Annotated in this window: 11 protein-coding genes and 1 pseudogene; 3 read left to right on the forward strand and 9 right to left on the reverse strand. The window is 50.7% G+C overall.

Annotation, left to right across the window (positions count from 1 at the left end; genetic code table 11):
* Window positions 1-113 precede the first annotated feature (113 nt).
* From EKK48_25615 to EKK48_25635, 5 genes are read right to left on the reverse strand one after another with little or no spacing between them, the layout of a single operon-like run.
* Complete coding sequence (locus tag EKK48_25615; GenBank protein ID RTL36619.1) at window positions 114-2012, reverse strand: mechanosensitive ion channel family protein; 1899 nt, start codon at window positions 2010-2012, stop codon at window positions 114-116.
* A 4-nt stretch (window positions 2013-2016) separates the two neighbouring features.
* Complete coding sequence (locus tag EKK48_25620; protein RTL36620.1) at window positions 2017-3774, reverse strand: TolC family protein; 1758 nt, start codon at window positions 3772-3774, stop codon at window positions 2017-2019.
* The gene (locus EKK48_25625) at window positions 3775-5268 is read right to left on the reverse strand and encodes an efflux RND transporter periplasmic adaptor subunit (protein ID RTL36621.1); all 1494 of its coding nucleotides are present in this window, start codon (window positions 5266-5268) and stop codon (window positions 3775-3777) included.
* Window positions 5265-8597: an efflux RND transporter permease subunit gene (locus tag EKK48_25630; protein RTL36622.1), complete on the reverse strand. Its 3333-nt coding sequence runs from the start codon at window positions 8595-8597 to the stop codon at window positions 5265-5267. Before EKK48_25630 ends, EKK48_25625 begins: the two co-directional genes overlap by 4 nt.
* 8 nt (window positions 8598-8605) lie before the next feature.
* A complete protein-coding gene (locus EKK48_25635) occupies window positions 8606-9847 on the reverse strand; it encodes a hypothetical protein (protein RTL36623.1) in 1242 nt (413 codons plus the stop codon).
* 46 nt (window positions 9848-9893) lie between these two features.
* Between EKK48_25635 and EKK48_25640 the strand changes: the two are divergent.
* Window positions 9894-10085: pseudogene (locus EKK48_25640) on the forward strand (isocitrate dehydrogenase (NADP(+))).
* A gap of 112 nt (window positions 10086-10197) precedes the next feature.
* Here the strand turns inward: EKK48_25640 and EKK48_25645 are convergent.
* The 3 genes from EKK48_25645 to EKK48_25655 all read right to left on the reverse strand — a co-directional run bounded on the left by EKK48_25645 (window position 10198) and on the right by EKK48_25655 (window position 13325).
* The gene (locus tag EKK48_25645) at window positions 10198-11163 is read right to left on the reverse strand and encodes an SgcJ/EcaC family oxidoreductase (protein ID RTL36624.1); all 966 of its coding nucleotides are present in this window, start codon (window positions 11161-11163) and stop codon (window positions 10198-10200) included.
* Between the two features lie 213 nt (window positions 11164-11376).
* Window positions 11377-12642: a hypothetical protein gene (locus tag EKK48_25650; protein ID RTL36625.1), complete on the reverse strand. Its 1266-nt coding sequence runs from the start codon at window positions 12640-12642 to the stop codon at window positions 11377-11379.
* A 128-nt stretch (window positions 12643-12770) separates the two neighbouring features.
* Window positions 12771-13325, reverse strand: a complete 555-nt coding sequence (locus EKK48_25655; protein RTL36626.1) for a hypothetical protein — start codon at window positions 13323-13325, stop codon at window positions 12771-12773.
* A gap of 240 nt (window positions 13326-13565) precedes the next feature.
* Here EKK48_25655 and EKK48_25660 point away from each other — a divergent pair, with 240 nt between their 5' ends.
* Together EKK48_25660 and EKK48_25665 are read left to right on the forward strand one after the other, a co-directional pair.
* Window positions 13566-13916 carry a hypothetical protein gene (locus tag EKK48_25660; GenBank protein RTL36627.1) on the forward strand — a complete coding sequence of 117 codons (351 nt, stop codon included), beginning with the start codon at window positions 13566-13568 and terminating at the stop codon, window positions 13914-13916.
* Between the two features lie 21 nt (window positions 13917-13937).
* On the forward strand, window positions 13938-14216 hold the full coding sequence (locus tag EKK48_25665; protein RTL36628.1) for a hypothetical protein: 279 nt from the start codon (window positions 13938-13940) through the stop codon (window positions 14214-14216).
* A 29-nt stretch (window positions 14217-14245) separates the two neighbouring features.
* On the opposite strand, the gene EKK48_25670 is transcribed toward EKK48_25665, so the two are convergent.
* Entirely contained in the window at window positions 14246-17254 is a 3009-nt protein-coding gene (locus tag EKK48_25670; GenBank protein ID RTL36629.1) for a glycosyl hydrolase family protein, read from the reverse strand.
* Window positions 17255-17307 lie beyond the last annotated feature (53 nt).

The following is a 17307-nucleotide window of genomic DNA, read 5'->3' on the forward strand; positions in this document are numbered from 1 at the left end:
AAAATGTTCAAGACAAAACTCCGAAAAGGCGCCTGCCTGTTTCTATAAAGGAGTTGGTTAGTAAGGCCAAAGATGTTACGCTCGTTCAAGCCACTTGTCAAGAATCGATTTTATCACTGCGAATTTTTTCTTGCTGCAGGGGACATCGGCGCGCGTTTTGGAGCATCTTCCTTTCGGTACTTAACTGGAATAGCGTCATCAGAACCATCCCTGACGGTATGGCAGTGTGGTGACATGATCTCGACACCAGCTTCGAAGAATTTATCAAGAATATTCTTGTGCAAATCCGCGTAAGTCTGGGCCATCAGATGCGGTGCCGACGTAAAAGCATTGATCTGATGCGTGACGTAAAAGTCGTCAAGACTGGTAACCAGCACAAATGGAGGTGGCTCACTTCGAATGTTGGTCGTTGCTATGGCCGCCTCGATCAATAGTTTTTCCACCAGGCGCCATTCCACGTCATACCCGATCGTCACCGATGTGTGCAAAACCAATCCATTTCCCTGCATAGAAGCACTGTAGTTGATGATATGGCTGCCCAGTACGAGCGAGTTGGGAATGGTGATAAATTCGTCTTTGATTGTGCGAACACGAGTATAAAGAAGACGCCTCTCAGTGACATCACCTACGGTATCGGCAATGCGCACACGATCACCAAGTCTGAAAGCTCCTGTATAGGTAAGAAAGACGCCGGCAATGACATTCGATACCGCGCCTGATGAACCCAGCGAAATCAGCACACCAAGAAAGATTGAGACCTGCTGGAAAGCAGGAGAACCGGAGCCAGGAAGGTACGGAAACATCAAAACTATGGCAAACGAGATAATAAGAAAGCGGGCGATTGTATAAGTGGGATTCGCCCATTCCTGCTCGAAACCCGAGAAAGTAATACTTCCGCGTCCAATCTCGTTGAAAATAAATCTGGTAAAAGCGATCAGATAGTAAGCACCAACCGCTACAGCGGCGATAATTACGAGGTTAGGTACGTATGAAGTAATCGACGAGATCACAAGGCGTACAATCGGCAGCACAAACTTCTCAGACACTTGACCAGACAAATCGCGTGTAGTCGGGTAAAAACTGAGCACTGCCTCAACAAATGCTGTGAGCAAGATCAACGTCAGCAGCGCTCTGAGCAATCGACACATACCAACGAATATTTCGGTCAAAGTCGCTTCCGAAATCAACTCTGCCTTTTGAATTTTTATGGAGGCGATGTACTTGCCCCGTGCCTGCTCGATGCGTTTGTACAACCAGGGGAAAACAATTGCCAAAAGAGAAAGTGCGACCATGAGCGCGATCGAGGCAGCCACGGTAAAGATTGACGCCATGAGGATCACCTTCGGACTGCTCGCTTCTCGTTCTTTGAGCAACCCGCGCTTGAGCCTATCCGCACACTCCGAAGCCAGAATTTTTCGATTAGGATGACCGACATATCGCGCATCACGATCTGTAATCGTAAATATAGTGTCGTTACCAACCACAACATCAGTGCTGTAGCCGGTCTCTTTAGTGTCAATAGAATCGATATTCAGACCCTTCTGCTCTAACTCTTTAAGACGAAAGAGAATAGCTCGGACTCGCTGCTCGGGAGTGAAACCACTTATGGTGCCTTTAAAACGTAGAACCTCGACCCCACCGATATTGAGCGGAATGCCTTCTATCTGTTCCCCAGTAACAGGTATATCCTGTGAAACATTGGACTTCGTATCTGACTCTCCGTTAGGCTTTGATTCTAACTGAGAGTTTGACTCAGACTTAGATGATGTATCCGACTGAGCATTCGATTCAGACTTAGACGATGGTTCTGACTGGGACTTTGATTCAGACTTGGAAGATGGCTCAGACTGAGACTCAGATTCAGTTTTAGACGATGGCTCCGGCTGAGTTTCACCTTGCTGATTGGTTTGCTTTTCCGCCCCGGTCGATTGAGCACTAACCACAAGTGGCCAGCTAGCTGAGACTGCCAGGGTAGAGAAGATCAACAAAAGCACTTTTAGATTTCTATACATCAACTTACCTGACCAGCGCTTTAGGGGAGGTCAAAGTATCGACTGATATTTTGCCGACCGCTTTCAATAGATCAACTTGTGCTTCATTAAACTGGACAATCGCATTAGCCTTCTCGATTAGCGCGTTTGTATAGCTTCGTTGGGCATTAACCACGTCCAGGTCAGTGCCTACGCCTTCATCCAATCGAATCACTGCCACTTTCAACTGCTGCCGCGACGAATTCACTGCTGCCGTCGTTGCAGCAATCAAATTCTTAGCTTCAATCGAACTCAAGTAACTGTCTCGAACATCTCGACACACCCACTGAAGTTCACGCGCAAACTCCAACTGGGTCTTCCGTGCTTCCATTCGCGCCGCTTTGATGTTGTTGGCGGCAGTGTATCCTAATCCACCAACGTTCCACTGAACGGCCAGACCGATCGTGAAAATTTCTGCCAGACTGAACTTTCGCGGACGATTTCCACCATTTGCAGTCGATGTTTCCGCAGTTGTGGAAAAACCGCCGGCGGCGAGACCACCTGTAGCTACTGAACTCGAAGCCTGGGCCGCACTGATGGGCACAACTTTCGCACCTGTGGTTGCTAACGCGCCTGTACCCGATATGGTCGGCAGCAACGGTGAGTATGCCAATTTGATTGCAGCTTTGGCCGCCAGCCTTTGCTGCTCCCACTTCTTCAACTCGGGTCGATTATCAATTGCGATCTGAACAAGATCTGTCACTTTTGTATCGTCATCAATGAGACGGTTCGGAGAAACAAGCCGATCACTGATGATCAGATCCTCGTCAAGGTTCGCATTTAAGGTCGTCGCCAGTTTTAACGCCGCTTTTCTACGCGCAATCTGTTGCGAAATCAGTTTCTGCTTATCGTCAGCAAGCTGCGTTTCGGCTTGCAGAAGATCCAGTTGAGTGTTTGCGCCATACTTATATTGAATCGCATTTTTCTGATAGAGAGCTTCCGAAGTCTCGACGGCTTTAATGCGAATTTGCAGAAGAACATCCTGCAACACGAGCTGGTAGTAAAGCCGAGCGGCATACAACAGCTCGTCATTTACAGTGCGCTGTACATCGTAATTGTGAGCCAGATAGGTGTGTTTCGCTTGCTTGGCACTGAATATGGTTGTGCCACCATCAAAAAAGTTCCAGACCATCCCTGACGGAATAGTCAAATAAGGACTTCCTATATTAGTAAGGGCACCAAAAGGGCTGGCATATTTACCGGTGATTCCCTGATAAGTTAGCTGGTTCGAAACATTCGGCAAAAAACCGCCCAGAATGCTCTTGTACTGATAATGGGCAGCCTGCGCATTTGTACGAGAGATCTGAATATTCAAGTTATTGAGCATCAACTGATTGAGAACATCCCGCAAAGAGATCGGGCGGTTCTGCCCCAGCGCATCCAGACTGTAAGGCGAGACGTTTCTGTGTAGTTCAATCAACGCCGTGAGAAGCGGAGCCTTAACTTGCACCTTGTCCTCATCCACAAACATGGCACCTTCAGAAGCTTCAGCCTGATTAGCAATCTCGTCCAGTTTCGTTGTAGCGGCACCAACAGGTCCGCGCAACTTCGGCGGCAGTTCGTCAGCTGACAGAGCGCTCGGTCGCGATACATCAGCAATCTTTTTGCCGGGACGCGCATGACCGGCATTTTGAGCAGTGGCAGGAAGCGATAATAGTCCCAACAACGCCAGCGCGATGCAAGTGATTGTCGTTATATAAGGTGTATCTGCCGGTTTCATAGCTACTTGACGCGATAATTCCATCTACTCTTTAGCGGCGTCCGATTTACTCGCATCAGGTTGGCTCGAATCCTGATTACCACCTGCGGCTTTAACGCCTTCAGCATTACCGCCTTCCGGTTTACTGGCTTCCGCCTTACTGGAGTCCGATGTACCTTCATCCGGTTTACTGACAGCCGCTATATTCATGGCTTGAACGGGATCTCCTTCGCGAAGATCATCGGGCGGACTGACAATAACTACTTCGTTATCAAAAAGTCCGTTTTTTATCTCAACCATGTCCCCAAAATCCCGCCCCAGGATTACCTTCTGATAGTGAGCTTTGCCGTCTCTAACAACCGCTACTTCAAGATTGTTGTCGCGCGGCAGAACAGCATCACTGGGCACCTGCACCCAATTTTCTGGACGCTGCACGGTCAGCTTTATCTGCCCATACATGCCGGGCAAAAGTGCGTGATCGAAATTATCGATTTTTATTTCCGTTTGACGAGTTCTGGTTTGCGGGTCCAGCGCACCGGAGACATTCGTCACCTTACCAACGAAGGTCCGCTCAGGATAAGACGAAACGCTCACCTCGGCTTCCTGCCCTGGCTTCAAATATCGAGATAGAGACTGGGGAACATTGACATACGTACGCAAAATATCCAGTTTAGCCAGCTGAAACAACTCTTGCGTGCTTGACTGGCTGCCTGCGGTAATCAGAGCGCCCTGGTCAACTTTTCGAGCAACAATGACGCCATCGAAAGGTGCCACCACATATTTGAAGCTTTGCTGCGCTTTGTACTTAGCCAACGCAGCCTGCTTGGCCTCTACATTCGCACGTGCAACGTGCACTTGCGAAGCAGCCGCCTCAACTTGTTGATCTGCGGCGCGCTTCTGTGCGATAGCCGCTTCAACACTTGCATTTTGCGCTTTGAGCGAGCGATCCTTTTCGTCGCGGCTTTGCAGGCTTACCGCACCATACTTAGCCATGTTGTCCCAACGATCTGCCGTTACCGCAGCATAATTCTGATCAGCCTTGGCGCGCACGACCTGCGCGGCAGCAGCTTCTGCCTGAGCTTTTGCTTCCTTAAGAGTGGCCAGTGCGCTGACAACTTGTGCTTGCGCCTGCACTACATCGGCGGCAGCTTGCGAACGATCCTGGTCGGCACTTGGTGAATCGATTTCTGCCAGCAATTGACCTTGCTTGACTTTGTCTCCGATGTCGACGAGACGTTTTGTCAAATAACCATCCAGACGAGCGTAGATAGTGGCAAACTGCATCGCCCCGATGTTGCCCGGCAAAACAGCAGATTCACTGAAAGGTGCATTTTTAGTCAGCACCGTATGCACCACCGGAACAGCCGAAGCTGCCTGTTCTTCTTTTTCGTTCAACGCCTTTTTATCGAACAATTTCGGGATGACACCGATGGCGAAGAGAATACCAACAATTACAGCCAAAATCAGCAGCACAAGCATTGTGCGTCCTTGTTTCGATCTCTGTCTGCGTTTATGGTTGGTGACAATTGGTTTGATCATTTTTCTACAGTCTCGACGGCAGGTATCGAATGAGGTGGCATAACCGGTTCTTTCGGTCGTTTCAAAACGCTATACATCAAAGGCACAAAGAAAAGAGTGGAAAACGTAGCAACTGTCAAACCGCCAATAACGGCGCGTCCTATGGCAGCATTCTGTCCGGTACCAAGCGACATCGGAATCATGCCCAACACCATGGCGATGGCGGTCATACAAACCGGGCGGAAACGCTGCAATCCCGCCATTGATGCTGCTTGCAGCGGCGTCAATCCTTCGCGAAGCTGCTCATTGCAAAATGTGACCATCAAAATACTGTTGGCGGAAGCAACACCGATTGTCATCACAGCGCCCATCAGCGCAGGAACGCTGAAGGTTGTTTGAGTGACGAACAGACTCCAGACAATTCCAGTAAGCGCTCCGGGAATTGCCATCAAAATAGTTAACGGATCAAGCCATGACTGGAAGTTGACGACAAGCAAGAGGTAGACCAGAATAACAGCGCCGACCAGACCGACCAGCAGCCCCAGAAAAGCTGTCTGCATGCTCAAAACCTGCCCCATCACCTTTATCAGCGTGCCGCGCGGAAGATGAGTCTTATACTTATCGACAATTTTTTGAATGTCATCGGACACGCCACCAAGATCGCGTTGTTCCGTGTCTGCATAAATATCGTAGCAGGGCTGAACGTTTATGTGATTCACCACATATGGTGTGTACTGCCGCTTCGGCTTAGCCAGATTGTTCATCAGTTGCACGGGCTGATTCTGATTCTCTTGAGTGCTGGCAGAACCAACCGACATGTTGGCGAGATCGTTGAGTGACCGCATTGTGCGCTGTGGCGCCTGAGCAGCAAGGTTATACTGCACGCCGGTGAGAACGTTCGTCCAGAAGTTCGGCATTACCTGAAAGCTTGAACTGAGATTGACAAGCATGGAATTGGAGACGTCTTTTTGAGTCAACCCCACTTGATTGGCAAAAGTCCGATCTACGCTGAATAAATATTCCGGTGCGTTCACGACTTGATGCAAGCAAACATCTACTGCGCCGCGAACCTTTTTGACATCTCGTTTGATATCAAGCGCCAGCTGATAGTTTTCCTTAGCATTCAAACCAATAATTTTGATGTCGATCGGAGCAGGCAACCCTGCGTTCAAAATCTGAGTGACGATATCGGCGGGCTGATAATAATGCGCACACTCTGGGAATTCGGTGTTGAGCATGTTTCGAATTTTGACCTGGTAGTAATCAGTCGGGTGGGACCGATGTTCTTCCAGAGAGACAAGAATTTCGCCGTCTGCTTCACTGATTGTTTGACTGTCTGAAAAGGCGAAGTTGATACCACTGACCGGCAAACCAATGTTGTCGGTCATAATTTTGATCTCTTCCTTGGGAATAATCTCTGAAATCTTCCGTTCTATCCTGGAGTAAATTTGTGCTGTTTCTTCTACGCGAGTGCCTGATGGCACGTTGACATGCAAGCGAATTTGTCCGGCATCGATGGGAGGGAAGAAGTCCCGACCAATAGATGGGACCAGCAGCGACGACAAAGCATAAAAGCCGAGGAACAATCCTGCCACAATCGGGCGATGATCCAGTGCCCAAATCAAACCCTGGTGATAAGTATCGCGAGCGCGGTTGAAGTTGCCATCGATCCATAAGTGGATCTTTCCAAAAATGCCAGGTGGCTTGCGGTGGCTTTCTTCACCAGCTGCACCGTGAGCACCGCCTTCAGCGTGCGCACCGGCAGCAGCGTAGGCACCGGATGCCTCGCTCTCAACGCCTGCAGCTTTCTCGGCCGCGTTTGCGGCCCCGTGCTCAGCTCCGCCCTTACTGCCTTCAGCCGGCACGTGCTCTTCACTCTTAAACAGAGCTTTCGACATCAAAGGAACAATCGTGCGGGAAAGACCGTAAGAAGCGAGCATGGCGAAACATACCGTCATTCCCAGTGGAACGAATAAGGAACGCGATGGCTCGGAAAGCAGAAAGACCGGCAGAAACACAATACAAATCGAAACTGTTGAAACCATTGCCGGTAGAGCAACTTCAGCAGCGCCATCGAGAATTGCCTGCTCGACGTGCTTGCCCATTTCCATTTGACGATGCACGTTTTCAATTTCAACAGTGGCGTCGTCGACAAGCATTCCTACTGCCAGAGCCAGTCCGCCGAGTGTCATTGAATTAATAGTATTGCCGGTGACGTGAAGACAAATAATTGCCGACAAAATAGCAAGTGGAATCGATGTAATAACGATCAAAGTACTGCGCCAGCTGCCCAGAATCGCCAGCATGAACAACGCTGTTAAGACAGCTGCGTTGACGACTTCAAATGCGACATCGTCGACACACTCCTGCACGAATTTGGATTGGTCAGTAAGAATTTCGAGACTCGCGGATGAAGGCAACATGGTGCGAATGTGCGGCAGAACTTCCTTCACCTTTTTAACGACTGCAAGCGTGGATGCGCCACCACTCTTGAGAATGTTCATGATCACACCGCGATGCCCATTGATATTGACGATGTTCAATTGGGGCTGAAAACCGTCATGAACAAAAGCAACGTCTTTGACGAAAACGGTCGTGTTGTTCTGGTGCTTTACAGGTATGTCATTCAGTTGCTCGATTACTTTCGGGCTGTTGTTCAGAGTAATTACAAACTCCGATTTACCCATCTTGGCTGTGCCGCTCGGAGCGATGACGCTTGAGTTGTTGACGGCATTAACGACATCGGTTGGCGTCAGACCGTATCCAAACAGCGCCTTCTCATCCAGGTCAACTACCACCTGACGATACTTACCACCACTGGGAAATGGGATCGTAGTGCCCTGCACAACGGCCAGCTGACTGCGAATAAATTGATTGGCCAGGTCGAAAAGCTGAGCCTCACCTAACTCTTTGCTGGCAACTGAAAGTTGCAGAATCGGCACGTCGGTTGCCGACGATTGTACAACCAGGGGCGGCGACATGTTGGGCGGCATCTGCCTCAAGGTGGCAGATGATGTTGATGCAGCCTGAGCCACTGCCAGTCCGATGTCAGAACCTTTGTGCAGGTAAATCTTGATCACGCTCATGCCGTTTAGCGACATCGACTCGAGATGCTGAATGCCGCTTACTGTCGAAGCCAGAGACCGTTCACTCACCGTGGTGATCAGGTTTTCCACATTCTTAGGTGACATGCCGGTGTACGTCCAGACGCAGCTGACGATCGGAATGTCGATGGGCGGAAATATGTCAACCGGCATCTGGCTCAGTGAAACTAAACCAAACAGCAAAATTGACACAGCCATCACTATGAAAGTGTGGGGCTGAGACAAGGCGAGACGAACAATCCACATCTGCTAAATCAGCTCGTCGCGGATGGGGTTTGCTTAGAGTCTCCGCCGCCGTTCTGAGTCATACGAATGAACGCCATGGCCTGGGTGTTAGTCGGACCATAGTGAACCAAAACCTGACTGTTGTCCTTGCAAAGGGTGGCAAGGTCGGTGTCGAATACGGTGCTATTGTTTTCGCCAATCGTAAATGAAATACGCTGCGTCTTTTTATCCAGCGCACCATAAATCTGAGATTTTTCGTTAGTGAGCTGATTCATGTAGTTACCGCGAATGATGCCTTCTTTGTTGATGGCAAGTTGGAACAACATGTTTGATTGAGTCTGACCCGGCTCTGCAAGCGCGAACACACCCAGGGGTTCCCACTTCTCATTAGGATCGGCCTGCTGCGAAGCAGCGTTGCCGTCCGGCTGAGTAGTGGAAGGAATTGTGGAATAAAACGATGAGTAGTTCGTGTAATTCGGTTGCTGATTTTGCTGACTTGCCTGTGCGGCCAGTTGCTGAGCCTGAGTGTAGTACTGAGCAGCGGTTCCGCTGGGCACACCGTTAACGTATACGTTATCGCCTTCATAAGTAACGTTGGTGACGTTACCAGAATTATTAGAGCCACCACCGCCGCCACCATGATTGGACGCAGCAATCATGCTCAGTCCCAAAAAACTGGTGAGAGTGCTGACACCCATGAAAGTCCAGGCAGCGCCTTCAGACCAGCCAGGGCAGCCCCAGGCGCCAGGATATCCCCATGAGCCGTGATAATAGCCGTTGGCGTAACCATGCGCATAACCGTTAGCGTAGCCGTGGTAGCCACCGTATCCGCCGTAACCACCATAGTGATTGAAATTGTTTACGGTGTTGCCGCTGCCATTGAACGAATTACGCATGCTCTCGCCCTGTGCATTGAGCGAACTGGAGCTGATCTTCTGGGGAGTTCGATTCATGTTTCCAGAGATACCGCCAAAGCCGCCGTCAGTAGGGAAGTGCCCCTCATTACCGAAGTTCGGGTGATTTTGGAAACCGCCATTGCCGAAACCTTTATCTCCACCCATGCCGTCGAAACCGGGTCTGTTTCCGAAACCGTTATTGCCCGCGAAACCTCCGCCGTTACCGAAGCCCTTGTCTCCGCCGTAACCAGCGCCACCGTTGCCGAAACCCTTGTCTCCGCCGAACCCGGCGCCGTTACCCATGCCTTTGTTACCGCCGAAACCTTGACCGTTGCCGAATCCTCTGTCTCCGCCGAAACCTTGACCGCCGCCCATGCCTTTGTTACCGGCGAAGCCCTGGCCGTTGCCGAAACCGCTGCTACCGCCAAAGCCTTTGTTGCCGCCACCGCCGAAGCCGTGGTCAGCGCCACCAAAGCCGCCGCCGAAACCGCCTCCGGATCTTCCTCCGAATCCGCCGCCGCCGCCCCGGTCAAAACCACCGAAATGCCCGCCACCGCCGCCGCCAAAGCCACCAAAGTGTCCGCCGCCGCCTCCGAATCCGCCTCCGAAACCGCGAGCAAGCACAGGAATTGGCACCGCCAGTAGTGTGCTAAGTACAATCGCTAAACATACTTGAAATTTATTGGTTCTCACTTCATCAACCTTCGCTGAAAATATTGTCGGGTTTATTTGGCTACGCGCACGACTTTCAATACGGCGGAATCGTTATAGGGGAATCCATCCACCGACCGATTGACCGACTGCCATGAGAAGCTGTCAGGCGCTACAGCCGACAAAATATCAGTTGCTACGGTGGTGTTCCCGTCGCGATCTACTCCAACTGCTTGAACAACCCAGTTATTTTTCTCGTTAGACCAATCACCGTGACCAAAACCGCCGCTCGAGTCAAAGTGCCATGACACTGGTTGACCGACGCGCGGATCCCAACCAATGACCTGTCTGCTTTCGACAACGGGCGCGTCAGGGGCGAGTTTAGTCTCATACTTGCAATTGATGAATTTATTGTTCGCAGTCCATTCTGCTTTCATCTTGATTGATCTGCCATTTCGTTCTGCCGACCATTCTCCAATCAACCAACCTAAATCACTGAGTCGATTCGAATTCTCTGAAGCAACTACAAGCGGTGTTTCAGTAGCTGTGGAAATCAGCCAGTTGCCGTCTTGCTTAACGAAGACGAGCGAATAACGTGTCTGAGGCTTGTCGCCCAATCCTTCATTCCGGCTTACAACGCCCTCGGCAAGAGCGACAGTCTCGGCCAGCATCTGCACAGGACTCTGCACGAATGTGACAGGGTGACGGCCGCCTTCTGCAATATTTTCTTTGAAACGCTTTTCAAGTGCCGCGCGCCCCTTCAACATAATGCCGTCTTCGTCCGTATATGTTCCGTCGACGGCCCACAATGCTGCCAGCTTGGTCGCATCACCTTCAGCCAAATATTTTGAGATCAGCGAAACTTGCGAGGCGACAGCAGTTTTAGCATCGGTGTTGGTTGTAATGACCTCTGTACTTCTACTCTTTTTTGAGGAATGTTTTTCTTTTTTGGCTGCCAATGACATAGGCGAAGTACCTACGAGCATGATTCCAAGAGCCAGCATGGAAACTGCGAACCTCTGACTTTTCTGAACAAACATTCAATACCTTCCTCTGTGCACAAGAACTTTTCCGGAGCAAAGAACGGTGCGGAAAAACACCCGTTCATGCAAACGGTGAACATGCTACTACATCGAGCCAACTCTTGTATTGGAGCGCGATTAAGTAGGAGATAGACTACAAATGCACATGCGATGCCGCGTCCTTAAGCCGCTGCCATTCAAGACTAACGGATGTCATGGAACTCAGACGTGTCACTGTCTCGGCGCCATATCGGGCGGGTAAACACCAGGCACAGATGATGAACTGTTCGAAACATTTACTGCTCCTAAACTTTTCCCGATCTGATGCAACCACGAGTGGTGAGTCGCAGTAGAAGGACTGGAAGAAGCTTGCGAAGGCGTTGAGGCAGTCGATCTGGTCACGACAGGCTGCGCAGAAATCGGTCTAACCGTCGGTGCCGGGGCCGACGCCACCAGAGCCGTATTGTCGGGATGGGCTGCGGTAGGAGCACTATTGAATGTGTTGGCGACGCTCAAAATATTCCAGATATTGTTGACGCGGTAGGTGACATCTTTCTGCGCCAGATTATGTTGATAGGGCACCAATCGCTTTTCAAGGCGCTCAAGCCGATCTTGCACCGGTCTGGTCGCATAATTATGACCGTAAACAAATTCTTCCATGGCTGAAAGTTTTTGATCCGTGCCGGTCACGCCATTTACGAATGGATTAACCGGAGCTTTAGGTGGCTCTGAATCATCGTTGTCATCATCAGGCGCGTCGTACATGCCGGGAAAACCGCGTCCACTCAAAATAGAATTGCTGAAGATGCCTGGGCGGCTGGCTGAACCAACAGTACTACTGTTTAGCGGATCCTTATGATCTTTGAATATGTGATGCGTCTCAGCGTATTCGTCTAAGTCATCGACTCTGGCGCAAAGATCAGTTGAATTCGACGCTTTACCGAAAGCTTTAGCCTCTAATCTCGACAAACGCTGCGGAAGAGGCTCATGCACATAGGTGGCGTTGAGCATATCTTTTTCCAACTCAGTTACGCGCGGATAATTTGCACCATCAAATGCAGGTGTTGCAGTCACGACAGGACTCGAACCCACAGAAGAAGATGATGATGGTGATGATGATGATGGCGAACCAGACGAATTCTGGGTTTGACTTCCAGCTTGAGACACTTTGTCGATAGCTGCTGCTTCACTGGCGAATGAAGACTGCAATCTCTGCACGCGCTCAGCCGGTGTGCCAGTCTGGGCCGCGCCGAAGACAAACTTCTCAAGGCGAGTTAAGCGTTGATCTTCACTCTCATTGGGATACTTATGCTCATACAGTTTGTCTTCCAGTTGGGCGATCGCCGCCTGGACCGAATTTCCTTTCGGACTGGCTGCTGAAACAGCCTGGTTGGACGCTTGCGCGCCAGTCTGCAAACCTGCAAACGAGACGGCCAGCGCAACCGAGTAAATGGCTGCGGAAGCAAAACCAGTAGTCAAGCCCTTGTAAAAGTGCATGTGTAACTCCAGCGAAATCAGCTCGATAAGATAATCCGAATCACGCTTGAAAACAAGATGAATCAGCTAATCTCGCTAGTCTTGACGCCTTTGCCCAAAAGCCATCAAAAGTGGTATCACATCGCCCTTTAGCTCTGGGTCTTTTCCGCGTCAGGATCTATTGTTTCGTAAATAATCAAAGGCACGTGTGTTGTCGGGTCATTTATTGGCTTACCATCCTGCCCCGCAACCCAGGCAGCAAACTGGTTCTGTCCATCGCTGAAGATGACTACGGTATGCGTCGGCGCGACCCAACTATTTGGAGGTTTGTACTGACCGTTGATAATCGGCAGACTGCGAATGCTCGGGTCGACGGCAATAGCAAACTGGTAGTAGGTTCTAAAAATACCGCGCGACTGAGGCACGATTTCGGTGTTAGCGGGAGTGAAACTAACCGCCTTGAACATAGCGTGCAGAGCATCGTCGAGTTCGGGTTGAAGTTGGGGAAACCGTTCATGCGTCTTCCTATAGGAACGCATCGCACCCGCGGCCAGATTCAGTTGGCGAATCAGTTCCTCGTCGCCCCCCAGCAATCCATCTGAGACCTGCGCTTGACAAGATTCAAGAAAAAGCACCCTTCGCCCGACCTGAAGACCACCAAAACCACACCAGATGACAAAGCAGAGAATCAAGATTCGCATCATATCCGGCCTCGCTCAATTATCAGCCACTCAATGCATGCCACTCCGGAAGGCGCTCAATATGCTTTATATATTGAATAAATATCGATTGGATATCCATATACGCTCGAAACGCCATACCGTGGACATACCCAGGATGCCTCCCACCTGGGTAGACGCACAAAAACCCCAGCCAGGTAATTCCTCAAAATTCTATACCCAGCCAGGGTTGGAGCGCTTAATCTTCTGGGTATAGCCATTGAAGTGACAGTCAAAACGTTGGAAATGGAAGACCAGACGGCGCAGACAGAACTGAATAAATGGCTCTCTGACCAATTGGCGGAGGCTCGTCTTTCCGCTGGTGAAATGAAAGAATTTGTGCAATGGTTGACGCAGAGGCAAGATGGAAGCACCGAGCGGCGGATAATGCGCAAATCGAACGATGTCGAAGAGTTTTTGTATTGGTTCAAAGACCGAATTCGCCAGAGTTCAATAAACGAAGCTGAAAAGCAGCAACTAAAGAGCTGGCTTTTCGGTAAACTAACGAGCAGCGCGTTAAGTTCTGACGAGGCTGAGCGGATTAAAGAACATCTGACCAGGTCCGTTGACAGCTAACTTTGTATCAGGAGTAGATCGATGCCAGTTATTTTGGGAGTTGTACCAGGTTCGCAGTCCGGACTTCTGCAGAACATGCGGAGCTGGATCGATCAATATAGACCTGGGCACACATTGCAGGAATTCATGGTAGATGATTCGATTCGTTCGAAAATTGCCATGCTTGTCTATAAACAAATTCGGCTGTCAGATGCTGCCCTGGTCGGAATTCTAATCGAACCCAGTTGCCATAGCGAGCATGAGCAAACAGCACTGCGAAATCTGGCAATGAGCCAGGGGTTGAGCTTCTATTTGCTCTGAGACACCTGCACTGCCTGCAGTGGCACGGCTCAATTAACCGTTTTCGTTCTGAAGAAGTAATTCCAGAAGCTGGGCTGCACTGGCTGCACAGAATTTACGGCATTGACCAATTCTGACATTTTGGCGCGGGCGAGAGGATTGTTGACGACATCCCCCATGCGCAAGAAAGTAACGCCATGGAAATAGCCGTCCTGTTTGGGCAAATCGAGCAACGATGCCATACGGTCCCAGGCAGCAGGGTCGCTGAGAGTTCCATTCAGAGCGTTCTCACCCTTTAGCCACAGCCCCTGGCGCTCAGCTTCTTGACCAAACCAGGTAGCGAGAGTATGAGGCAAGGCTTTTATGGCTGGCCCGTTATCACCATCGGGTAGTTCGATGGCCGTGAATGCCGGCACGATAATAGTGTCAGAGCCCTTCAAGGTTGGCTGAATCTGGCGGAACATAGTTAAAAGTGGTCGATATCCCCGACCATCAACGTCTCTATCCCAGTCACCGCGACTGGTGCGAATCAGCCCGGCAGAGAGTTCGGCCTGTCGATCGCCCAGAGTAACATTGTCGCCCTGGCGCTCCCCGGCTCTCCAGTGCACGCCAGGTACCTTGGCACCGAGGTCAACACCGGCAAAAGGAGAACTTGGTTTGGCAAAAACATCTGCGGCCAGCGTCATAACACGCTGCCCATGATCGATCAGCGATTGGTTATACCAGTCAAAGAAATCACGACCGTATTGCGTGTTGAAGTGATCGCCACGTTGATAGAACTCGCTTGCATTGCTGGGGGGCAGAATGTGCGAATCGTCAAGATTCTGAATGCCCCAGGCTTTTCCGACCCCATCGCTGCCGCCATACTTTTCTTTGACATAGTCGCGGAATGACGAAATCGCCATGTCGGAATAAGCTTGCAGTCCGCCGCGCGTTGGATAGCCTGTATTAGTGTCATGCGAATTGTAAGATGGATAACGCAACTCGCCGGCAGGTCCGAGGCTGACATTGACTTCGCCTATGCTGTGACGTTTTCCGGCGAAATGCTGCTGGAAGTTTTCCATCACGGAGCGGTAGTTGTCCATGACCAGTTCATCAGCCCAGAGCGATACATACTCTTTGCTTGTGTTGCCCTGTTCGCTCTTGTACTTCACTGATTCTGCGCTTCCGCCCGGAAGCTTAGCGGCAAGATCGCCCCAGATCCACGAAGGCAATGGAACATTGACAGTGTCACCAACATTGCCGCCGCATTCATGGAATGAAAGAATAGGATTCCATCTCAAGCCAGCCTTGATAATGTGATCGCTAAGTTTGTCTGCATAGGTAAAGTCGAATTTGCCCTTTTCGGGCTCGATCATTCCCCACCAAATATCTGTAGAGACGCTATCTACACCTAGCTTTTTAGCCTCGGCTAGTTGTCTGTCGAATTCTGCCCAGGCAGCCTTCGATGCAGGACTGTCAAAATTCGTCGGATCACCTATCATCAAAGGCGCCATGACATTGAAGTTTGTCTGACCGCCGTCAAGGCGAATAGCTGATGTAAAGCCATTGTCACGCCACAGTTTCACTTCTTGCGGCTGGGCGCCGTTGGCAACAAGAAGATGGTTGCTGTCGTTGGTGAGCAAGAAGACCTTGCCGCGCACATCTGGTCCGGAGAATACGTGCTTAGCCCGATCGCCTTCAGCCAATGTCTCAGGATAGGCAGTGACGAGAAGATCTGCCTTGTCTGCCTCTGGCAAGAGCTTTCCTTCTGTCTTGACCAACTGCTGAACAAACAGACTTTTCTCAGGACCGAGGTCTGGACTGTCTTTGGCGCCTCCGAGAATCTCTCGAACCTTCAGCATTGCGGACTGTGACTTATTCTGGCGGAAAGCATCAAGCGCGTCTTTTCCTTCCGTCATAACGAACTCAACGGGCTTCGGCACCGTTTGCGGTGGCAACGGCGCCACCTCGACCGAATGCACATCTGTATAAGGAGTGGTGTCGATCGGCTGAGACCGTGCCTTAGCATCGCCTGTACCGGCGGTCTGGTTGGATATAAGACCATTAAGCACACCGTCTGACGGCAAGCTCTCCGACTGCAACAGCGAGCGGGGAGTCATGTCGCCGCGACCGAGCATATCGATCGTGATTCTATCTGTATTGACTTTCGCTGTCTTTGAGTGAGTGTTCAGCTCAGCAAGCGGCTCTTCAGCGATAACAACATTGCTTCTCTGACGCCTGCCTGTGCTGTTGTCATTGCTGCCTGTGGATTTCTCGTGCACCACATGTGATGGCGTAAGCTTGGCACCGGTACCGGCAGCCGCGCCCATAACGAGAGCTTCAGCGGCACCACTCTTGAGCACTTTACCGAGGTCGAAGCTCTCACCAGCATCACGCTGCCTGACGATTTCCCCGCCACCGCCAGTGACCATACCAAACGTGCTGCCCATAGCAACAGAACCAGCCAGTTGATTTTTGACCAGCGCGCCTTTAGTGGCAGCATTGATGGCGCCGAACGCACCTTCGCCAATTCCCCATGTTGCTGCATCAAAGATCATCGCTTTCTTGTCGAATACATTCGTTCCGACGCGCGCCAGAGCTTTGGTCGGATCCGTGAACAGGTCTCGCTGATAAATGTCATCGGCAGCTCGACTGCCCATACCGATGAGAACCCCTTTCGTGGGAGCGAAAGTGACGTTAGTTCCAACCGCATGGAAGATGCCCTTCATAGTGGCGCCCTTGGCCGCTCCCAGACCGAAATCTTCGACCTGCTGAGAAAGCGGTGTGTCTGGGCTTGCCTGTCCCAAGCCATATGCCAGAACTGCTCCGACCATTCCAGCCTTTCCACCGGTAAACAAACTAGCGGTTTTAATAAAGTCGCTGGCATAGTGGTCGACCGACATTCTCAGCGCGTTATCCGAGAGGAGACGGGAAGTGACAAGATCTACGCCCTTTTCCAGATAGCTCTGCGACGGTTGAATAAATTTCGGGCCGGCGCCAATTCTGTTAATCAACGCAGCGTCGTGATTGACCTGCTGGGCGACGATAACTTTTGATTCGTTCGGATTGTCTGGCATCCAGTAGGCAAACTCAACGAGAAGGAGGCTTCGTTCTGCTGAAGTGGGAACGA

This window comes from Candidatus Melainabacteria bacterium, from assembly GCA_003963305.1.
Lineage (GTDB): Bacteria > Cyanobacteriota > Vampirovibrionia > Obscuribacterales > Obscuribacteraceae > PALSA-1081.